This window comes from uncultured Bacteroides sp. (assembly GCF_905207245.1).
Lineage (GTDB): Bacteria > Bacteroidota > Bacteroidia > Bacteroidales > Bacteroidaceae > Bacteroides.
In genome coordinates, this window is the sequence record NZ_CAJLKP010000031.1 from 13,818 (window position 1) to 35,825 (window position 22,008).

At 40.1% G+C, this 22,008-nt stretch carries 23 protein-coding genes; 3 read left to right on the plus strand and 20 right to left on the minus strand.

Annotated features, from left to right (window positions below; translation table 11 throughout):
• Positions 1-137 precede the first annotated feature (137 nt).
• From QZ135_RS11015 to QZ135_RS11065, 11 genes are all read right to left on the minus strand, one after another.
• A complete protein-coding gene (locus tag QZ135_RS11015) occupies positions 138-1,151 on the minus strand; it encodes a glycosyltransferase (RefSeq protein ID WP_294608929.1) in 1,014 nt (337 codons plus the stop codon).
• Positions 1,148-2,635 carry an oligosaccharide flippase family protein gene (locus QZ135_RS11020; protein WP_294608931.1) on the minus strand — a complete coding sequence of 496 codons (1,488 nt, stop codon included), beginning with the start codon at positions 2,633-2,635 and terminating at the stop codon, positions 1,148-1,150. The genes QZ135_RS11015 and QZ135_RS11020 overlap by 4 nt, the downstream gene beginning before the upstream one ends.
• On the minus strand, positions 2,636-3,733 hold the full coding sequence (locus tag QZ135_RS11025) for a DegT/DnrJ/EryC1/StrS family aminotransferase (RefSeq protein WP_294608933.1): 1,098 nt from the start codon (positions 3,731-3,733) through the stop codon (positions 2,636-2,638).
• 2 nt (positions 3,734-3,735) lie between these two features.
• The gene (locus QZ135_RS11030; RefSeq protein WP_294608935.1) at positions 3,736-4,236 is read right to left on the minus strand and encodes an acyltransferase; all 501 of its coding nucleotides are present in this window, start codon (positions 4,234-4,236) and stop codon (positions 3,736-3,738) included.
• Positions 4,233-5,150, minus strand: a complete 918-nt coding sequence (locus QZ135_RS11035; protein WP_294608937.1) for a DegT/DnrJ/EryC1/StrS family aminotransferase — start codon at positions 5,148-5,150, stop codon at positions 4,233-4,235. The genes QZ135_RS11030 and QZ135_RS11035 overlap by 4 nt, the downstream gene beginning before the upstream one ends.
• Positions 5,147-6,088: a GNAT family N-acetyltransferase gene (locus tag QZ135_RS11040; protein ID WP_294608939.1), complete on the minus strand. Its 942-nt coding sequence runs from the start codon at positions 6,086-6,088 to the stop codon at positions 5,147-5,149. Before QZ135_RS11040 ends, QZ135_RS11035 begins: the two co-directional genes overlap by 4 nt.
• Complete coding sequence (locus QZ135_RS11045; RefSeq protein ID WP_294608941.1) at positions 6,081-6,680, minus strand: acyltransferase; 600 nt, start codon at positions 6,678-6,680, stop codon at positions 6,081-6,083. Before QZ135_RS11045 ends, QZ135_RS11040 begins: the two co-directional genes overlap by 8 nt.
• A complete protein-coding gene (locus tag QZ135_RS11050; protein WP_294608943.1) occupies positions 6,677-7,093 on the minus strand; it encodes an FdtA/QdtA family cupin domain-containing protein in 417 nt (138 codons plus the stop codon). The genes QZ135_RS11045 and QZ135_RS11050 overlap by 4 nt, the downstream gene beginning before the upstream one ends.
• A complete protein-coding gene (locus tag QZ135_RS11055; protein ID WP_294608945.1) occupies positions 7,080-7,490 on the minus strand; it encodes an FdtA/QdtA family cupin domain-containing protein in 411 nt (136 codons plus the stop codon). The genes QZ135_RS11050 and QZ135_RS11055 overlap by 14 nt, the downstream gene beginning before the upstream one ends.
• A gap of 1,032 nt (positions 7,491-8,522) precedes the next feature.
• The gene (locus QZ135_RS11060) at positions 8,523-9,011 is read right to left on the minus strand and encodes a UpxZ family transcription anti-terminator antagonist (RefSeq protein WP_294608947.1); all 489 of its coding nucleotides are present in this window, start codon (positions 9,009-9,011) and stop codon (positions 8,523-8,525) included.
• A gap of 55 nt (positions 9,012-9,066) precedes the next feature.
• Complete coding sequence (locus QZ135_RS11065) at positions 9,067-9,603, minus strand: UpxY family transcription antiterminator (RefSeq protein WP_294608949.1); 537 nt, start codon at positions 9,601-9,603, stop codon at positions 9,067-9,069.
• 1,181 nt (positions 9,604-10,784) lie between these two features.
• On the opposite strand from QZ135_RS11065, the gene QZ135_RS11070 reads away from it, so the two are divergent.
• The 3 genes from QZ135_RS11070 (at position 10,785) to ispE (ending at position 12,950) form a co-directional block, all read left to right on the plus strand.
• Positions 10,785-11,150, plus strand: a complete 366-nt coding sequence (locus QZ135_RS11070) for an SH3 beta-barrel fold-containing protein (protein ID WP_294608951.1) — start codon at positions 10,785-10,787, stop codon at positions 11,148-11,150.
• Between the two features lie 48 nt (positions 11,151-11,198).
• Entirely contained in the window at positions 11,199-11,897 is a 699-nt protein-coding gene (locus QZ135_RS11075) for a DUF4373 domain-containing protein (RefSeq protein ID WP_294608953.1), read from the plus strand.
• A 222-nt stretch (positions 11,898-12,119) separates the two neighbouring features.
• Positions 12,120-12,950, plus strand: a complete 831-nt coding sequence (gene ispE / locus QZ135_RS11080; RefSeq protein ID WP_294608955.1) for a 4-(cytidine 5'-diphospho)-2-C-methyl-D-erythritol kinase — start codon at positions 12,120-12,122, stop codon at positions 12,948-12,950.
• A gap of 303 nt (positions 12,951-13,253) precedes the next feature.
• On the opposite strand, the gene galE is transcribed toward ispE, so the two are convergent.
• The 9 genes from galE to QZ135_RS11125 form a co-directional block, all read right to left on the minus strand.
• The gene (gene galE / locus QZ135_RS11085) at positions 13,254-14,288 is read right to left on the minus strand and encodes a UDP-glucose 4-epimerase GalE (protein WP_009128415.1); all 1,035 of its coding nucleotides are present in this window, start codon (positions 14,286-14,288) and stop codon (positions 13,254-13,256) included.
• A 152-nt stretch (positions 14,289-14,440) separates the two neighbouring features.
• Positions 14,441-15,019 carry an electron transport complex subunit RsxA gene (gene rsxA / locus QZ135_RS11090; RefSeq protein WP_007217954.1) on the minus strand — a complete coding sequence of 193 codons (579 nt, stop codon included), beginning with the start codon at positions 15,017-15,019 and terminating at the stop codon, positions 14,441-14,443.
• Positions 15,020-15,097: 78 nt separating this feature from the next.
• The gene (locus QZ135_RS11095) at positions 15,098-15,682 is read right to left on the minus strand and encodes an electron transport complex subunit E (RefSeq protein ID WP_044137435.1); all 585 of its coding nucleotides are present in this window, start codon (positions 15,680-15,682) and stop codon (positions 15,098-15,100) included.
• A 17-nt stretch (positions 15,683-15,699) separates the two neighbouring features.
• Positions 15,700-16,362: an RnfABCDGE type electron transport complex subunit G gene (locus tag QZ135_RS11100; protein ID WP_294608959.1), complete on the minus strand. Its 663-nt coding sequence runs from the start codon at positions 16,360-16,362 to the stop codon at positions 15,700-15,702.
• Complete coding sequence (locus tag QZ135_RS11105) at positions 16,359-17,351, minus strand: RnfABCDGE type electron transport complex subunit D (protein WP_294608961.1); 993 nt, start codon at positions 17,349-17,351, stop codon at positions 16,359-16,361. The genes QZ135_RS11100 and QZ135_RS11105 overlap by 4 nt, the downstream gene beginning before the upstream one ends.
• Positions 17,352-17,357: 6 nt before the next feature.
• A complete protein-coding gene (rsxC, locus tag QZ135_RS11110) occupies positions 17,358-18,695 on the minus strand; it encodes an electron transport complex subunit RsxC (protein ID WP_294608963.1) in 1,338 nt (445 codons plus the stop codon).
• A 126-nt stretch (positions 18,696-18,821) separates the two neighbouring features.
• The gene (locus QZ135_RS11115) at positions 18,822-19,685 is read right to left on the minus strand and encodes a Fe-S cluster domain-containing protein (protein WP_294608965.1); all 864 of its coding nucleotides are present in this window, start codon (positions 19,683-19,685) and stop codon (positions 18,822-18,824) included.
• A 42-nt stretch (positions 19,686-19,727) separates the two neighbouring features.
• Entirely contained in the window at positions 19,728-20,147 is a 420-nt protein-coding gene (locus QZ135_RS11120) for a SoxR reducing system RseC family protein (RefSeq protein WP_294608967.1), read from the minus strand.
• 320 nt (positions 20,148-20,467) lie between these two features.
• Positions 20,468-21,910, minus strand: a complete 1,443-nt coding sequence (locus QZ135_RS11125) for a DUF3078 domain-containing protein (RefSeq protein WP_294608968.1) — start codon at positions 21,908-21,910, stop codon at positions 20,468-20,470.
• Between the last annotated feature and the right edge of the window lie 98 nt (positions 21,911-22,008).

The following is a 22,008-nucleotide window of genomic DNA, read 5'->3' on the forward strand; positions in this document are numbered from 1 at the left end:
GCGCCTTAAATAAATTATTCATTAATATAATAGCTGACACGCCTATAGATATACCAAATACAAAAACCAGCCAAGCTAAAAAGCGCTACAATTATTCGTTACAAAAGTATTCTGTCTTGCAAATAGGACGAATAAGATTATAAAAATAATTGACGAGCTGGATGAAACTTCCTAATCACCCTTTCTAAGTAAAAGACTATTGAATTAGCTAACTTATTTTCACCCGCAATATTGTAAAGTTTTGATATTATCAAAAAGCTATAGTATTTATTGCTTCTGAATAAACTTTCACCTTTGCTTATATTAGATTGATCATTCAACAGATGAGCGTATCTCATTCTTCCAATATATAAACGCAAAAACATTCTGTTTATTAATTCATCGTCATCAATCTTAAACAGTTTAATAAAATGCATTCCACAATTAAAAAAATCAAGAGGACCTTTATATATCTTCTCTATATTGGTTGAATGTGATAAACTGTGAGTTAACAATCTATATACACAGGTCACTTCAGGAATAAAGCCAATTTTACTCCTGTATGAATACCATAGAACTAAAGGATAATCCTCAGAATAAGGCAAATTGATTGGATCAACTTCATCAACATATTCTCTAAATGATTTCATAGAGAAACACATGGTAAGAGCTGCGACGTGATTATTAAAGAGATTTTCCCGAAATGTGTTATTGTCTGAACCAAGAATACGGTTTGAGTATTTCTTATCTTTATCTACATACACAGAAGCATGCGTATGTACAAGACCATATTCTGGTTGAGATTGTAAATAGTGTACTTGCTTTTGTAATTTTTGAGGATCGACCCACCAATCATCACCTGCACAAATGGCTATATATTTTCCTCTTGAAAAGGTTAGTATATTGGTAAAGAAATTAGTTCTAGCACCTAAATTTTTACCATTTTGCACCACTCTTATCAAATCAGGATGCTTTTCTTGATAACTAAGGCATTTTTGTACAGTTGAATCTTTACTATAATCATCACATATAATTATTTCATATGCGAAATCACATTTTTGATTCAACATGCCTTCTATTGTTTTATCAATAAGATGTTCCTGATTATAAGTAAATATAAAAGCCGATGCTATAGGATTTGGCATCAATTTACAAATATCTTGATATATCATTTTAATTTTGATTTGAGTATTCCTATGATATTTATCTTCTCATTTAATTGTTTAAATGAAAGTAAGAATGAAAAAAAAATGGGTATTATACCTACTAAGTATCTATAAATGTCTGAAAAAGATAGGCTAATTATAAAGCAAGACAGGCATAGTAAAAAATGAGGTATATATATCTTTATTACATCACTGGAAATTTTAACTCTGTAGCGTTTTTTGCAAATTGCCCACTCTTGGATCATATAATAAATATAAATTATGATATACGCAACGCCTAATCCTACTAACCCCAAAAAATGATACAAAGTAAGGTTTGCAACCAACATTACACAAAGAGATACAAATTCACCCCAAAAGAACACTTTAGAGTCTCTTTTTGCAATAATAGCATAAGAGCAACACCAACTTGGGGCCTTAAAGAGTATAGCTAATATGGCAAAACAAAGCATCAAATCAATTCCCAAAAACTCGTTTGAATATAATATTCCTATACCAATCTTACAAAAAATCATAAATACTGATATGAATGGCGCAATCAATATTATACTCATTTGCATTTGCTGATTTATGGCAACAGAAAAGGCTTCTGAATCTTTAGCAACTGAAGACAATCGCGGGAAATACTCTTTGCTCATAGCCGAAAATATCATTCCTACGTATGTATTTATTATAGCAAAACCTGCTGTATATAAACCTACATCTTCCAAACCTCCATCTTTACCAATAAAAATCCGGATAATATATGTAGTCCCTGTTGTCAATAATGCACTTAAAGAAATAAAAAAACCAAGTTTTAGCATTACATAACCTTCGGAAAAAGTCTCCTCTATCGTAACTGCGGCTTTCTCTAACTTTATCTTATTAGAGTAGTACCAGGATAATATCAGATTAATTAGATACATTAAAAATATCGATGGTCCAATCCCTGCTACCCCCCAAAAATAATAACAAGGTAAAGAAGATAAAAGTCCTAATGCATTCCCTAATACATTAGACTTTGCCATAAGGCGTAAGTTTTGTGTTCCCTGCAATAGTGCGTTCTGACCTTCAGATAGTAATCTAAAAAAAACTGTTACTGACAGTAAAGCAAAAGTAATAGTATAATCATGATTGCCAAAAGAGAGAACACTCCAATAAGGAGACAATACTAAACAAAGTAAGCAACCGAAAATACCAGTTCCCCAAACTATATTTTTAAATATCTTACTTATCTTTGATAACCTTATTCTATTCTCTTCCTGATTCGCCTCTGAAATATCTCTAATCGCACTCGTAGCAAGCCCCAAGTTAGAAATACTATAAACGACGTCAAGTGACGAATTTAACATTCCTAAGACACCAACCCCAGTAGGGCCTAAAAAAACAGCTAAAACTTTGGATCTAATAATAGCTATTAATATTTGAAATACTTGTACGCCACCCAATAGGGATGTCCCTTTAAGACTAGCCTTAAAATTGTTCTGCCTCTTTTGTTGATCAGAAGACATTTAGTATCTATTAATTATGTTAACAACCGTTTTAACTTCCTCTTCCGTCATCACCGGACTTATGGGCAAGCTCAGCTCTTCGTTGTGAATCTGCTCTGTAATGGGGAAACTCCGATTGTTCCACTCCTTGTAGCACTCCTGCTGGTGAGGAGGTATCGGGTAGTGGATGATGGTCTGCACACCATTCTCCGCGAAATACTTCTGAAGTTCGTCACGCTTCTTGGTACGAATGGTAAAGATATGAAATACGTGGGCATCCCAATCTTTCACTATAGGAGTGATGATGGCAGGGTTGATGATATGGTCGATGTAATAGCGAGCAACTTCTTTACGGAGTGTCACATCCTTGTCTAAATGGTGCAGCTTCACATCAAGCACAGCAGCCTGAATCTCGTCCAAACGGCTGTTACGACCAATGTACTTGAATACATACTTCTTGGTGGAACCGTAATTGGCCACGGCACGAACCACACGAGCCAGTTCTTCATCGTCGGTAGTCACCGCTCCGGCATCGCCAAACGCACCCAAATTTTTGCCCGGATAGAAGCTATGACCTGCCGCATCGCCAAGCGAGCCTGTTTTCTTACCGTTGAACTTACAGCCATGTGCCTGTGCATTGTCCTCCACCAATTTAAGATTATGCTTCCTACAGATTTCGCCAATCCTTTCAGTGTAAGCACATTGACCATAGAGGTGTACAATCAAAATAGCTTTGGTGCGTTCTGTGATAGCAGCTTCAATCTTCGAGTCATCAATCTGATATGTCTCGATACTCGGCTCCACCAACACAGGTTTCAAGCTATTTTCACTAATGGCAAGGATAGAAGCGATGTACGTATTTGCAGGTACAATCACCTCGTCACCAGGTTGCATCACCCCCATTTCTACATAGGCACGGAAAATCCAAATCAACGCATCAAGACCGTTAGCACAACCCACAGTATATTTTGTTCCAATATACCGAGAGTAGTCCGCTTCAAACTTCTCGTTTTCTTTTCCTTGAAGGTACCAACCGCTATCTACTACGCGATTAACAGCTTCGCGTATCTCTCCAGAGTACTTCTGAGTAATCTTTTGTAAGTCTAAAAACTTAATCACAATTATTTATTTAGGTTTTCAATTTCTTCTTTTGTCATCATCCGGATAAGTTTGGCAGGAATTCCACCAATTATTGAATAGTCTGGGAAGGATTTATTGACAAAGCTATTCGCAGCGACAACACAAAACTTCCCTAAAGTTACATTGGGCATAATGATAGCCGATGCACCTATCCAACAATGATTTCCAATGATTACAGGGCCATGTTGTAATGGGAATATACATTGCAACAGCTCACTTGCATTAGGTCCAGAATCAACCATTACATTCACATTTTGTGCAAAAGTAACATGATTTCCTATCGTAAGGTGATCTGAATATCCATTCAGAATAGTATTCATCCCAACATATGTATACTCCCCAATTATTAATGGGTGTTCTTTGCTTCCAAATGCAGAAACTCGCTTCGATATTTTTACGCCATCTGCTATCGTAATGTTATTGATTGATGAAGAAGGATCAATCTGAACATTCTTGCCTAATTGAATATTTGAATATATCATGGTGCAAATTGCTTAAGTAACGTTATTATGTAATCTAAATGCTGTTTACTTAATCTATGATGGATAGGAACAAAGAATGCACTCTTCCCATAGAATACACTAGCTTCTATCCCATTGCCTTGCATATACTCTTTTAATAAGGAATAGTCCATATCTTCAGCCCATTTAAAAAGATATACTGCAGGATATGTACCTTCTACCAATGAGAAAAACGGCTGAACACCTAATCCGCTCAGATTCTCTTGAAGATATTCATAGTTATTCATCCGCTTTTGCAACATATCTGATAGAAGTGGAACATACAAGGATAGCGAACGAAGTATGAATGATTCTTGCTCTTCTGTTATTTGTGGAGATAAAGTAGACAAGTCGTACTTGTGAGAGACCAACACTCCTCCAATTTGCATAGGGAAAAACTTAGGAAGGCTATATATGGCAAAATCACCAGTCTTTCCAGTCATTCTATCTTGATCGTTTGAAGCAAACGACAAGGCACAATCTTCTATAATGGGCAATCCATATTGAAGGATTTCTTTCATATTCAGGCATGGATACCCGAATTCATGAATTACTAAAATAACCTTGGTTTTCTCAGTAATCTCTCGTGACCATTTACACATCGTCTCTATGGTACGTGTTACACAGCCACTCACATAATAGTTATTGGAAGTGGTAAAAATGGTCACCACATCATCTGTAGATAAATCATAAAATGTCAATGCCACCTTGATTGCTTCGCGTGCTTTTATTGTAAGGCAATAACTATGGAATCTTTGGTTCAAATAATCTTTGGCACACGTAGCGTCTTCAGCCACCATCCCCAAATCGCATTCCATAAATGGAGAAATACGAATGGTGGGAGTTACTTCTACTGTAGGATTTACAACAAATCCATCTCTAACTTCTATACTCATAAACCATACTCATAGATGTCATAGCACATACCCCTTCCACCAAAACCTTCTTTTTGAAAGATGAGAGACTCATTTAATACATGTCCCATTTCTTCTGTGGATTGACCAAAATCAAAATAGGGATAATTAGTATATTTTTGATTTATGATATAGTCGAAAAGCAGATCAAGTACACCTAACTCTTTACCTTCAACATTGGCAGAAATATACTGTGTATGCACTACTTGCTTGGTAAGATACAGCAACGTACCCCCTAATACTTTTTCGTCCTTATAAGCTAAATAGAGCTTTATATTTTGTGGGAATCGAGACTGGAGCAACTGTATCTCTTTGAGGGTATGCACCGGAGCCACTCCATATCGATTTTTTAGATTAGTGTTGAGAATTTCCCAAAAAGATGCAAAATCGTCACTTTTACACACTGTAATATTATTAGCAGTAGCTTTGCGTATACCAGATTTACGAGACTCAATAAACTTAATTTTGTTGCTCTGCATAATAGTAGATGAAAGATTTCGCCCAATAATGCGAAATGATTTGCTATTGCGAAACATTGCATAGAGATCTTCCTGTGCAGGTCGTTGGTGATAGATCCATGGTACAGCCTTATATATTACCTTTTCAACCCCTTGCTGTTTGAGGTAGCTATTGATTAGCGCAAACACATCAACCATTTCTAATGCCGTGACTTTGTCATTCATTATCATGCCACCATAAGTCAAGCCTTGGTGAGAAAAGAGCGTATGACCTTTCTCATTAGCGGGGAGCAAAGCGTACAACTTACCTTTGCGGTATATCATCAACGAATAATCAGAGAATCTATCAGAATGATAATCCATATAATTACGGTCGAACAGGAAAGTACCGTTTTTAGAATTTGCCACAAATTGATTCCAACTATTTTTCTGTTCTGGGTTGTATCTTACTATTTCAAACATATCGGTAACCGTTATACTGTGATACGAGAGGAGCGGCTATCCGATATGAATGCATTAAGCAAGATGATTTTACCCCCCCGTTTATATTTGTTAACATATCAATATCTTTCATTTTATTTATTACTCCTTCTTTAGTAATTGTGCCCACACACTTTGCAGGATTTCCAACCCACACAGTATAAGCAGGCACATCTTTAGTCACCACACTACCCGCACCAATTAACGCATACTCGCCAATGGTGTGACCAGCAATGATAGTAGAGTTGGCACCAATAGAAGCACCACGCATCACAATGGTCTTGAAAAATGATTGGGGATACTGCTTGGAGCGAGGCACAAGATCGTTGGTAAAGGTGACGTTGGGGCCGACGAACACATCATCTCCCAAATGTACACCTTCCCAAAGCTGCACACCGTTCTTCACCGTAACACGGTTTCCTACAACCACATCGTTCTCAATAAATACATGTGCACATATGTTACAGTCATTTCCAATAACAGCCTGAGGTAAGATGACACAAAATTGCCAAATATAAGTATTTTCACCGATGTTTGTACTTTGAACATCTGCCAATGAATGAATCTTATTCATTTCTTATATTCAATAAAATCGTTATAATCTCTGATATAATCATTCTCATCATACACATGTGAAGCCAATACTAAGCATACTGCACCTGAAGAAAAATCATCAAGTGTCCGCCAGATACCCGGCACAACATAGAGTCCTTGATAGGGACGGTTGAGCATGAAGGTACGCTTAACATTGCCATCATCTAAGGTCACCGTAAAGCTACCGCTGGCCGCAATAATCAGTTGACTCAAATCTTTATGAGCATGACCACCTCGATTCTCCCCACCAGGTACATCGTATAAATAATAGGTACGTTTAACTTCAAAAGGCACCGTAAGGTTATTCTCCACAACGGATATATTACCATTTCGATCACTATGATGACAATCAAGCTCTATCATGGTACAATCATAAACACTACTTTTTTTCATTGCTGTAGACTTGAAATTCATTATAATCATAGATGTAGTCATCCTTGTCATATGAAGTTGAAGCAAGGATAAGAGCAAGAGAATTAGTCGAAAAATTGTCCATTTTACGCCATAAGCCTTCCGGAACATACAGCCCGCGGTAAGAGCGGTTCAGAGAAAATGTCTTCTTTGTTTTTCCATCATCCAGTATTACATCGAAGCTACCTGAAAGAGCAATGATAAACTCTTCATTCTCACGATACGCATGACCGCCACGAGCTTCACCGCCTGGAACATCATAAATCCAATAAGTACGTTTAATAGCAAAAGGTATCTGATTAAATTGTTCCACAAACGATAAGTTACCACGCTTATCAAGGAACTTTGGAAGTTCAATAATCTGAGGTGAAATTTTCATAACTAACTATTTCAAATTTTCAATCATCCATAAAAGTAAGCGCTCAACCTCTTCCATCCACAGAAAATCAGCAAGGTGGAAAACTGATGTGTAAGCGTCCTCAAAACAGCATACCACCTCAGGACAGATATTCAAAATCTTGGAACTATGTCTTTATTAATTAGATGAATACAGCACAAAGCTAAAAGAATTAGCATAAAAACAAAATACACATTTTAGATACTTACAATTGAATCATTAGTAGTTTAAACCTTCCTAAAAAAGGAAAAGTAAAACTTTCACATATAAACTTAGTTTCATTCCATACCTTGTAAAATCAGCATTGCATAATTCTTTATTTTATTAGCGTCCAATTTTGACGTGTAGCCTAAGGAAAGCCGTCACTAGGTAGTTTTTTTATATGCTAAAAAAACAATATTTTTCTTTAATGTTTTTACATTTTTTAATCTAAGACCAAGAGTGATAGTGTTTATAATCCTTATGACCTTTAACAATTTCACTGAAGAATTTCTTGGAATAACCTAACACGAATACTTCCTGTATCTTGTAAGTTAAATAGAGATGATGTATAAATACAGTTACCCTTATCATTTATCGCTCCTGAAAAACAGAGAATTTATAAGTTTTGGTTATTGTTATACAGCTATAAAGTTTGATTTTTATCCCGACTCTTGGGAAACATCATTTTTGAACCCAATCCTAGGTAGTCACCTAATATACCAATTATAATGAAAAAGGCACAACTTTCTTCAATTTGTGTTACTAGAATACCAAAAAGAACACGGTACTCAATCCTATCTCTCCCTAAATAATCTCAGGCAATGATTACTTTACCTGTATGGAAAGAATTGAAACTTTTCTCAGAAGGCAAGCACTGTTCAGACACAATATCATTACCGAGAAAAGTAAAATAACAAAGCCGCTGTTTGGCATTGAAAGTGAAATTTTTCGAGATATTCACTATCAAGCATTACTTTATTATCTTTATTGAGGTCTAATTAAAGTATTCACCAAAATAGTTATGAGATATTTTCATTCATCAATATATTCCCACGGGTAAGGATTATTCATTACATTCTGAAACTCCGTAATGGCTTCCTGTTGTTCAAGAGCTAGTGAAGTGGGATTCCAAGAGGCGATAATGGCACGAGCTTCGTCCGCTAAAGGTTCGTCGAATACTTCACCATAACAAGCAGTAAGCAGACGAAGTTTTAGCAATGATGCAGGCAGGACATCAAGGATGTCCCAACAACGATCCAATATTTCCTGAACATGTTTCTGCTTCTCACCGTGATCTATGAACGAAGCACTATAACCCATCAGCAGTGCAAGACAGACATTTGCCTGTTCTTCAGTAGTAGAACCTTTGGCACCAGAGTTATACAAAGCCGTGGTCAGACGATAAACTTCACCATTACGACGGGAAAGGTCATCGCTATAGACCGGACTCCCGTCCATACCTAAATACATCAGTTCGTGCGCTGCACGCTGAAGAGCAAATGTTTCTTCGGAAAGAGTCATAACAATTTATGATTTCAAATTTATGATTTACCAGCCACCAAATGACAGCTGTTAATTATTCGATTACTTCTATAAGATCCGGATGGATAGTGGCCAAAGCAACAGCAATAACACCTTGTACTTCGATAACCACACGACGATCGCGTGCTCCTTTCACTTTCAAGAAAATCCCCTCCTGCCCTTCGAAATCACCACCGATAATACGAACTCTGGTACCCTTAGACAAATTCAGTTCATCGGGTTGGAAGTATAAGAGATGGTCGTTGTAGGTACCGGCAACAGCAATGAAACGCTGCATATCGTTGTCTGGGATAATTATTTTCTGACCACTACGAGTATCAGTTATATATTGCAAGTAATTGATCTGTGATTTAACACGCTTCACTTCAGAAGGACAGGCATGAACAAAAACCAGATTGTGGATGACGGGCATCAAAACACGAACTTGCTTACCTTTCTTTATACTTATCTTATATTGCATCGGAATAAAGCAACCCAACTTTTCTTTTTCAAGTAGTCGCATAGCATCCAACTCCCTGCGATAAGTAGCACGCATGGCGTACCATATTTCGCTCTCTTTCTCCACTTCCATTTTATGATTATTTCAGAAAAGGGTGTTCTCTCGGGGCTTTGAATTCCTTGCATACACTTGAAATTCAATCATTTGCGAACGCTTTATGTAGAATATAGCAAGCCTTGCGCCCCTCTTGCCAACATATTTTCTGTAGCAGTTCATTACCTTACAGGTAAAAAGCTATAAACGAACCAATCACAACCAAAAAGTGTCTTTTAGACGTTCGTTTAATGGACGTCAAAATTTAGAAAAAGCGAGGGATAAATAAAATAATAAAATGAATAGATATTAACGGAAATTTTTATTTTTACTTTATCTCTAATAATCAATCTGTTAGCACATTAAAAGAGTAGCAACAAGAAGATTTTTTATCAAACATTTTGTCGTTTCCAAAAACACCTCTATCTTTGCGTCCATTAAACGAACGTTTTTTTATACACCCACAAATAGTAAGTTATCAACTTAATTTACAGCCATTTGAATCCAATAAAAAATCACATTCTTTTCACTTTCCTTCTCCTCGTTACCATATCTAAACTTTAATTTCTACTTTTGCAACATTTTTTTAACTGCAAATATCAGTTAAATCCTTAATTAAAATTTATATAATATGAAAGATTTAAAAAAAAGAGAATCAGAATGAATCTGATACAAAGAAAAAGTCTCATCAAGTTGGAAATCAAAGCACAAGCAGTGGCAGAACAGTAAGCAGAATTAGTATAGTCGATGAGAATTTACTGGCTGAGCGGTATTATGCAGGCACAAAAACTCACATGTATGTAGGAGTTCTAAGAAGTTTCAAATTAGGCTATTTCCGAGGTCTAAATATCGACACTATAAGCGATTTAGGAATGCATTTATACGAATCGGGTGATGGCTTAAAACACGAAAAAGGGGAAGATACTTTATTGGAACTAAGCAGTTTAATGACAGAACTAAGAAAGATTTGGGCAGTGATACAAAAGGAAGATACTGAACACATAGATCCATACGGATATGATGTAAGAATAAATCATTAATAGTTTACTCCAAAGAAAGGGCATAACTTTGCCCCTGTCAACCTGAATGTGGAAGGGCTACACCCTTTCAACCGGATGGTGTAGCCCTAAGCATAAAAGGGTGTAGCTATCCGAAGCAAAGGGTGTAGCCATCACAGAAGGTTGATTATTAATCATTTATAAACGAGTAAATTCATTAAAATGAAGAAGCAAACGTTGGGTCACCAACCAAATCATGTAACGAAAGAAGAAAGAGTAGAAAGTCTATGGAAGAAACTTATCAGACAGGAAACCGATTTATCAGATGAAACTATCGCATGGATGACACGACGCATTCTGCAGTTGACAGACTACATGGCATACGGATGTGCACTGATAGCCTACAGAAAACAGAATGGGGAATTCTGCATGGTAAGAGGAACACTTGTGTATTATGAAGCAGACTTCCATCGAAAGTATGACATTGAACATATCCGAAACCACGTAGTGTACTGGGATATAGAACAACAGGGATGGAGAACGTTCCAGATAGAGAACTTTCTGGAATGGAAACCGGTGGTAAATTAAAAATTGAGAATTGAAAATTGAGAATTGAAAATTGAAAAATAAGAGATTATGGACTCATATTTGATACATGACGCCAATGCAGGCAATAACTTTAAAATTATGATGATGATACAGAAAGAAGGGATGAAAGGATACGGCATCTACTGGATGATACTGGAGTTTCTGAGACTACAGGATGGATACAAGGCTGACTTGAGAGTGCTGCCTATCCTGGCACAAAAGATGAGAGTGACAGTAACTACTTTGAAGCGATTCATCTACGAGTCGGGACTCTTTAGAGTGGACGACACAACCTTCTCATCACCCGGACTCACCCGACGCATGGGCCCACTGGAAGCCAAGCGCGAAGCCAACAGAGAGTCGGGCAGACGCGGAGGACTGGCTAACCAACAGAAAATCAGGCAAGGCATGCCAAGCGACGCTTTAGCTATAAATAAAACTAATAAGATAAATAACTCCCCCTCTATATCTCCCCAAGGGGAGACTGAGAAGAATGAGGAGATTCTTCTGGTTCCTCCGGAGTATGCACTCAACAAACAGACGCATAACTATGAAGGGCTGATGGAAGAATTGAAGCGGCAAAAAGTGACTGTCGTCAAAGAAATCAATGCCATCCTCAGACTGACAGATTTCGGTAAACTGAAAGGAAAGATTTGGAAGATCCTATATGACATCAACAACTCACCACAAATGAAAGCAAGAATTGTGATGCCGGGAAAATATATTCTGAAGTTGCTGCAAAACTAAAATCTGGTCAGACAAAAAAGTTCAAAAAGGTTACTTCCCCCCAGAAGTAACCTCTTTTGTTCTTTTTCCTGTTAAAGTTGCAATACAAGCCGATTGCTTTCTACCCTAAACAAATCCTCGCGCAATTTGCTTTCCGCTTTAAACAAATTCGTATATTTGCTACACAATGTGCGACAAGCGTGGATCGCTTGTATCAAAAACAAGTAAAAAAACATTTTTATCATGATAACATTTCCGAATGCCAAAATAAACCTGGGACTGAACATCGTAGAAAAGCGTCCCGACGGATATCATAATCTGGAAACGATATTCTATCCGGTTCCTGTAGAAGATGCCTTGGAAGTCAACATTCTGAATGAAGGTAATGAAAAGGTCCGACTGCATCAGGCAGGATTAGAAATTGAAGGAGAAGCCGAAAACAACCTCGTGGTAAAGGCTTATAAGCTTTTAGACGCAGAGTTCAACCTGCCGCCTGTAGATATCCATCTGTTCAAGCACATTCCTTCCGGTGCAGGCTTAGGTGGCGGCTCATCTGATGCCGCCTATATGCTGAAACTATTGAATGAGAAGTTCAGTCTGGAACTGACGAATGAAACCTTAGAAGAATATGCCGCCAGATTGGGAGCAGATTGCGCCTTTTTCATCCGGAATACTCCAACGTATGCTGAAGGAATAGGAAACATCTTCTCTCCTATCTCTTTATCCTTGAAAGGCTATCAGATTGTTTTAGTAAAACCGGATATTTTTGTTTCCACCCGCGAAGCTTTTGCGCAGATAAAACCGCATCGCCAGGAAATCCCGTTGAAGGAAGTGATAAAATGTCCCATGGAAGAATGGAGGGAACTAATGGTAAATGACTTCGAAGAAAGCGTATTCCCTCAATTTCCGGACATCAAAGAGATTAAGGAGAAGCTTTATAAGCAAGGGGCCATATACGCGGCAATGACAGGCTCCGGCTCATCTGTATTTGGTTTGTTCAAACCGGAAGATACAAAAACAGCGGAAGAAGATTTCGGGAAAAAAGCATTTGTATATCGGGGCGTACTGAAATAACAGACAGACAAACTTTGCATATACCATCAAAGAGGCTGATTCCAGGCCTCTTTTTTTGTTCACCAATGAACAAAAAAATAAGCCCTGTCTCCCGACAAGGCTTATTCACAACACAAACACAAAATAAAACACGACAAAACTACTATGCAATCTTACCTGTCTATGCCGGGGAGGCATAAGTACTAGTTACGGATATTCACATATACATAAACAGCGTCAGGCTGATTTGCAATTTATAAACAAATGCGGGGAAGCATTTGTTCATGACCTATTTGTTAATAAAAACAAAAATCGCTTTTTTGCTTATTGAATACCTCTTTCGCGAAGCTTCAACTGCCAGTTCCAAGCAGAGAGCAACGTATCTTCGATGGTTTCAACAGCAGTCCAACCCAACTCTTCATTGGCGAATTTAGGGTCGGCCCATACCTTTTCAATATCTCCCGCACGACGACCGACAATCTGATAATTCAGCTTCACGCCGGTTGCCTTTTCGAAAGCATTAATCAATTCCAATACTGAAAGACCGCGTCCCGTTCCGATGTTGAACACTTCCACTGTTTCTTTCTGCTTCTTTTCCAAGATGCGGCGGATAGCGATCACATGTGCTTTTGCCAAATCGACTACATTAATGAAGTCGCGTATGCAAGAGCCGTCGGGCGTATCATAATCATCACCGAACACGCTCAGTTTCTCACGGATACCGATAGCGGTCTGGGTCAGATAAGGTATCAAGTTTTGAGGCACACCATTGGGTAACTCACCAAGCAATGCTGTAGGATGCGCACCAATCGGATTGAAATAGCGCAGCAAAATTGCATTGATAGGAGCACCTGAAGCCACAGTATCGCGAACAATTTCTTCATTGATCTGCTTCGTATTACCGTAAGGAGATTCCGCTTTCTTAATCGGAGCATTCTCCGTTACCGGCAATTCGTCCGGCTGACCGTAAACTGTACAAGAAGATGAGAACACAATACCTTCCACTCCGTGCTTCGGCATCAGTTCGAGAAGGTTAATCAATGAAACCAGATTGTTGCGATAATAAAGCAACGGTTTCTGAACCGACTCGCCTACAGCCTTACTGGCTGCAAAGTGGATAATGGCTTTAATGCCTTTATATTTAGTAAACACAGCGTCAAGACCGGCGAAATCCAAGCAATCCAACTTCTCGAATGCTGGGCGAATACCCGATACTTTTTCGATGTTATCAACGACATCGGCGCTGGAGTTTGACAAATTATCTATTATCACTACTTCATAACCTGCGTTTTGAAGCTCTACTACAGTATGTGAACCAATATAACCGGTTCCACCTGTAACTAAAATCTTTTCTTTCATCAGTGATTTATTCTTATTAGGTTATCATTGTTTGTGGGGGCAAATTTAAGGAAATTTATTTAGATAGAAAGCAAAAAGAGTATTTTTTTTAATTTAAAAAAGAAAGGGGTAGAATTTCTTCTACCCCTCACCCACATTGAATGTTCTATTTTTCAGATTTTCACCACACCGGAAAAGCCCATAAAAGCCATAGCCAGAAGGCCTGCCGTGATTAAAGCAATCGGAGTTCCTTTCATTCCTTTAGGGATATTCACCAAACTCATCTGTTCGCGCAAACCGGCAAAAAGAGTCAACGCCAGGCCAAAACCAATAGCGGTAGAGAATGCATAAACCACACCGGTCAGCAAATCGTAATCTTTCTGGATAACGAGAATAGTCACACCCAGAATACAGCAGTTAGTTGTAATCAAAGGTAAGAAAACGCCCAAAGCCTGATACAGGGAAGGTGATACTTTTTTCAGAATGATTTCCACCATCTGAACCAATGCAGCAATCACCAGAATGAAGGTGATAGTCTGCAAGTAGCCTAAATCGAAAGCATCGAGCACAAATTTCTGAATAAGGAACGTTACGATAGTGGCGATAGTGAGCACGAATGCCACAGCAGCCGACATACCCAACGCTGTTTCCACTTTCTTGGATACACCGAGGAACGGACAGATACCCAGGAACTGCGACAACACGATGTTGTTGACAAAGATTGCCGAGATAAATATTAATATATATTCCATACTTTTCAAAATTAAGAATTAAAAATTAAAAATTAAAAGTAGTTGCTACTCTCATCTCTAATTTTTAATTTTTCATTATTAATTCTTTTTCAAGCTGTTAATCAATGCAATCAGATAACCCAATGCGATGAAAGCACCCGGAGCAAGCACAAACACCAGCATACCGTATTCTTCGGGAAGAATGGTCAGGTCGAAGATTTTACCTGTGCCCAGGAACTCACGCACAGCACCCAGCAGCGTCAGGGCAATGGTGAAACCAAGGCCCATGCCTAAACCATCGAACAAAGAAGCAACCGGGCCATTCTTGGCAGCAAAAGCCTCGGCACGCCCCAATACGATACAGTTTACTACAATCAGGGGGATAAACAGACCCAACGTTGCATACAATGCCGGAACGAAAGCCTGCATAACCATTTGCAACAGCGTCACAAAAGAAGCGATTACCACGATGAAAGCCGGAATGCGTACCATATCGGGGATAAGATTCTTAATCAGAGAGATCACCACGTTGGAACAAATGAGCACGAACATGGTGGCCAGGCCCATACCCATACCATTAATGGCGGAAGAGGTCGTACCCAACGTGGGACACATACCAAGCAGGAGCACAAATATAGGATTCTCTTTAATAATCCCATTCATCATAACTTTAAAATTATTCATATCTTCTACTCCTTTCTTTATTTAGCGCTGATAGAGTCCGTAGCCTCAGTGGCTGCGTTTTCAGCAGGTTCAACAACTTTTTGTGTGGCGCCCGTAGCGGCATCAGATACATTCTGACCGGCATAAGCGGCATAAGCAGCATTCACAGCATTCAGGAAAGCACGTGAAGTAATAGTAGAAGCCGTAATGGCATCCACCTGACCACCGTCTTTAGTCACAGACAAAGGAGTCTTACCCGGATTCATACCTTTGATGCTTCCTTTATTGCCTTCTTTAAACCAGTCGGCAGCTTTGGAGCCCAATCCCGGAGTTTCCACATGCGACAACAGGGAATAATCGATAATGTTTCCTTCCGCATCAAAGCCTACAAGCACTTTCAGTTCACCACCGAATGCCATTGCACCGGCTTCCACAGCAGCACCAATAAACTCTCCGCCTTTTGTTGCAGGATACACGGCATATTCCACATCATTCACCATCTGCATCTTCTTTTCTGCAATCGGGTCATTATCAAAACCGGGAACCACCGCACTGACTGCATCGCTCAATGTCTTTGCATTGGCCTGCGCAATGGGTTCTTTAGTCAATTCATTTACATATGCCAGCAATGCCACGGAGATAGCAGTAACGCCCGTGAGTACCAGCAACATATTCTTCAAGGATGATTCTAACTTTTTCATTTCTTCTTCGCTACCTCCCCAAAGCGTTTAGGTTTACAATATGTATTAATCAGCGGAGTGAAGGCGTTCATAATCAGGATAGCGAACGACATACCTTCGGGATAAGCTCCGAACAGACGGATAATCACCGTCAGCAGACCGATGCAAACACCATAAATCAACATACCTTTCTTGCTCATCGGAGAAGTAACATAGTCCGTGGCCATAAAGATGGCACCCAGCATCAGACCACCGGTAAGCAACTGAAGCACCGGAGAAACATAAAGTTCCGGATCCACCAAGTGCATGATACCTGAGAATATGAACACCGTAACCAATATGGAAATAGGAATATGCCAAGTAATGATTTTCTTCCAGAGCATATAAGCCAATCCCAGCAACAATGCCAACGCACTTACTTCACCAAGACAACCGCCATTGTTACCAATCAGCAAGTCGAAAGAAGAAGGCAGGTCTTTCAGAGCTTCTATATTTCCACCGGCTACTTGTTTCATCAGGTTAAGCGGCGTAGCTGCCGTTGTAGCATCTGCATATGCAGTCAACTGGCCTACAACCGGCCAACTCGTCATCTGCACAGGGAAAGAGAGCAACAGGAACACACGACCTGCCAATGCAGGATTAAACGGGTTGTTACCCAATCCACCGAAAGACATCTTGCCGACGCCGATAGCAAACAGTGCGCCAAGAATAATAATCCAGATGGGCAGATTGGAAGGTAAATTGAATGCCAGCAACACACCTGTAATCACGGCAGAACCGTCGCAAATGGTTGTGGTTTCTTTTTTCATAAGGTATTTGCCGATAGCCCATTCGAAGAACAAACAGGCAGCCACCGAAGTAGCTGTTACAATCAGTGCACCCAGTCCGAAGAAATAGAGTGATACGAGAAATGCAGGAATCAATGCGATGAGCACGCCATACATATTCTTCTTCACACTGTCTCCACTGTGAACGTGGGGCGAAAGTGATATTACTAATTTATTTTCCATACTTCGTTATTTTTTAGCTTGACGTGCACGGATGATCGCTCCTACCTTGCCTTTACCCAGACGACAGTAGTCCAGCAACGGACGGCTGGCAGGACAGGTAAACTGGCAAGAACCACACTCGATACAATCCATAATTCTTTCTTTCTCCATTCTCTCGAATTCTGCGTGTTCGGCAAGTGCCGACAGCAAATAAGGCTCCAGCCCCATCGGACAAGCGCCCACGCACTTCGCACAACGGATGCAGGGTTGTATTTCACCACGCTTAGCCTCCTTCTGATTCATTATCAGAATGCCGGAGCTGCCCTTGGCAGTCGGGACATCCGTATTCACCAGTGCTTTACCCATCATCGGGCCACCACCGATAATCTTACCCGTATCTTCGGGCAGACCGCCACAAGCATCAATCAACTGCTTCATCGGCGTACCAATACGTGCCAGGAAGTTGGAAGGTTTTGCCACTGATTTGCCGGTCACAGTAATCACACGCTCAAACAATGGCTTATTTTTCTGTACAGCCTGATAGACAGCAAATGCAGTACCTACATTCTGTACCACTGCACCTGTAGAAATGGGCAGTGCACCACTTCCCACCTGGCGGTTGGTAATAGCATCGATCAACTGTTTTTCACCTCCTTGCGGATATTGCACCTTCAAAGCTACCACCTCGATGCCTGCATAGCTGGATGCCACTTTCGTCATCAACTGGATAGCATCGGGCTTATTATTTTCGATACCGATAAATGCTTTATTCACCTTTACCGCTTTCATCAGGATGGATACGCCCACCATAATTTCTTCAGCGTGCTCCAACATCAACTGGTGGTCGGCAGTCAGATAAGGCTCGCACTCCACGGCATTGATTATGACACACTCAGCCTTGAATGCAGGTGGCGGACAGAGCTTCACCTGAGTAGGGAAACATGCACCACCCAAACCTACAATACCAGCATCGGCAATCTTTTTCACAATTTCTTCTGATGTAAGAGTACATTCCTTCACCAATGTTTCAGTGCGGTCAATGCTTTCTTCCCATTCATCACCGTCTACATCAATAAAGATAGCAGGTTTCGGATAACCACTGGCATCGATAATTGTATCGATTTTGGCAACCTTGCCGCTGACAGACGAGTGGATGGCTGCGGATACGAAACCACCGGCTTCGGCAATCTTTGTGCCGACTTTCACCACATCTCCTTTAGCCACAACCGGTTTTGCAGGCGCACCGATGTGCTGTCCCAGCAGAATCACAGCTTTGGCAGGAACTTCCGCCTTGATGATGGGCTGATGTGCTGAAAGTTTATTTTCGTGTGGATGAACACCACCGATTGAAAATGTCTTCAACATACAATTCTGTATTTTTAGTCGTTTATTATTTATTTATTTTAGGGGACAAGGCATCAGGGGACAAGACACAAGGAGATTACTACTCCTTAATACGTCACTTCCTTGTCAACTCATTCCCTTGTCAGCTCAAGCCTCAACCACTTTGGGAGCGGCATCTTCTGCCTTCGGCTTGCGCGGCGGGAAATTGAGTGCGATAATCGTGTTCTGCGGACAAGCCTCTTCGCACTTACGACATGATTTACATTTAATCGGGTCGATATAAGCCAGATTATTTTCCAGAGTAATGGCCTCGAACGGACAAACTTTCACACACTTGCCACAGCCGATACAAGCAACCGTACAAGCCTTGCGTGCTATGCCGCCCTTGTCTTTGTTTACACACTGCACGTAGATACGACGTGACTTCTTGCCTTGCGGACGAATTTCGATGATGTTCTTCGGACAAGCCTTGACGCAAGCCGCACAAGCCGTACACTTAGCTTCGTCCACTTCCGGAAGCCCTGTTTCGGGGTTCATGTGGATAGCATCGAACTGGCAGGCTTCTACACAGTCGCCACAGCCCAGGCATCCAAAACTACAACCTGTTTCGCCACCATACAAAGAAGCTGCAATAGCACAACTCTTTGCACCATCGTACATATTAGTACGAGGACGATTGGCACAGGTTCCGTTACATCTCACCACTGCAACCATAGGCTCGGCAGCGGTAGCATCCAAACCAAGGATTTCAGCTATTTGCGTCATTACAGGTTGCCCGCCTACCGGACAGAACTTACCATCCAACGAACCTGCCTTTACACAAGCATCGGCAAAACCGCTGCAACCCGGATAACCACATCCACCGCAATTTGCTTGAGGCAATACCTCTCCTACTTGTGCAATTCGCGGATCTTCATACACGGCGAATTTCTTGGAAGCGATATACAAGATAGCGGCTGAAACCAGCGCTATGGCTCCCAATGAAATCACTGCAATCAGAATTACATTCATAAATTAGTTATTTATTTAATTATTCATTTTAAAGTATTATAGTCAGTCTATCGGCTTTATAGAGAAAGAGAATTTCTTTCCCATACGTGTTTTATTTAGCCATAATATATAATAATAAGGTATAAGGAGTGCCAACGAACAAAGCGCGGAGCGAAGTTCGTCATTCCAGATAGCCATGAATATAAAGAGGGAAATAACCAGAACACAGAAAGGTATTACAAAAGCCAGCAACACTGCCGTCATTCCCATGGAGAGTTCTCCAAAGACAATCACCCGGTCTCCGGGGTGATAGGAAGATGCATCGCCGGTGGTCACGTCGATTAATTTTTCTTTGGTATCAGCCGATGCGCAATGTCCCTTAGCGCTACATGCCGCACAAGCTGACGTTTGGACAATCCTCACCTTCACATGAGAACCATTTATGTTTTCCACAATACCTTGATGTTTTATAATATCTGCCATTTTGCAAACTGTGCATTACAAATTGCGGCAAATTTACGCATTATTTGTGAACTGCAAGGCATTCGCCTACTTTTTTATGTGTACGCCAACGTACTTTTTCCCGTTTTAACTATTTTTCTTTGCATTTTTCACAGAATAAGCAAAAAAAATCTGCTTTAGAACACCACTTTTCATTTACTTTGCTTTATCTTCCTCCATGAAATGACAAAATGATATTTTAACCTGTTAGCGAAATTAATTCATAACCTTATAAAAAATCCCGTTTGATACACACCAAACGGGATTTCTTTTGCGGAAAATTCAAGATTGAATATGATTATTTACCATTTGTAATTGATACCGAAACTCAGGATTTCATTTACCTGGAAATGGCTGTCTCCCGTGGTCGGCTTGCTACTATCATCATAGCGGGCATGTACATATAGCTTTGTAGAAAGATAGCGGTTCAAAATGAAATTGATTGTATTTTCCCACTCTATACGAGTCCATTCATAACTGGTCAGATAGTTCAGACGGGAATCCAGCACGATAGAAGGAATTATTTTCCAGTTCAGTGTCGGTTGTATCTGCGAACCCCAGTTGTGGCGCACACTTTTGCCTTTTTCCAAGCCAAAATCCACCTCATTTACGTCCTTATTACCGATGTAACGCATCGTCCAGGTCAACGGAGCTATGAAGACAGAAAGACTGAACTTTTTCTTCTTTAATTTATAGTCCATACCGACACTGGTAGATAAGTCGGCCGGAGCAAAGAAAGCAGAAACCAGTTTTTCACTGTTTGCCTTATAGCCATGACAGAACTGAGTTTTAAACTCCGTAGAAATGGTATAGTACCAATTGGAAGCAGCCTGAATACCTAATTTACTATATATACGGAAAAGGTCGGTATTTACCAGATAATCGTGATACTTGTCCGAAGGAGTTGAACCAAAGCCTAATTTAGCTTCTAAAGTGTTTTCCCACTGTATCTTTTCCCGGTCATTATAATTGGCAAAAAGCTGCAAGTTGGCCAGGAAAGAGTTCGTACTCTCCCCACCCTTATACCAGTTCTCTGAAATATAGTTCTGGGTAATCTGCAAAGAACCGCTTCCGCCCGTCACCCACCAGTTGGGTTTACGGATAACCACTTCCGCATCCTCTTTCACATTAGCCATGCTCTCCTGTGCAAACAGTTTGATTACAGAAGGTTTGGAAGAGACCTCTTTCTCAATATTATCTCTGAAGGCTTTTACCTGCATTATTTCATCTTCCCACGCTACAATATGACGAGGGTCATTATTCACATACAGGTACAACAACGCGCGATCCACCGTCTCATTAGCATGTTTCTTTGATGTGAAAAGCTTTTCATCAAAAGGCAACAATTCCTTTACGGGAGCCTTAAGCGTGTCGAGAGGCTGAAATTTCCAGTCCAACTTGGATATACTCTCCATTGGAGAATTATAATAAGTCAATGGAATGAATAAACGGTAATAATCAGGATTCTCTGCAATATAACGCTCCGGAGTAGAGGGGTCATTCAGGTAGTTCAATACTCCAAAATATTGTTCATGCAAAATGGAAACAGTGTCCAACTGTTGAGTATTACTTCCCGGTTTCAACTTTAAGACAAAATATTGCTTCATCAAATCCGACAAGGTATCTGCTTGTACGGTAGCCGATTTCTCCGCGGCCTTCAAAACAGGCTTCACCGAATTCTGCGCCATCAACGACGAAGAAAATAGTGCGGCAATTGCCCACAATGCTAAGTGTCTATTCTTCATAACGCCCTAAAATCTATGTTTTGAGTGCAAAAGTAAAGCAAAATGTTTAGAAAACATAGAAATGCAAAAGAAAAGATTAACAATGGCCGGATACGGAG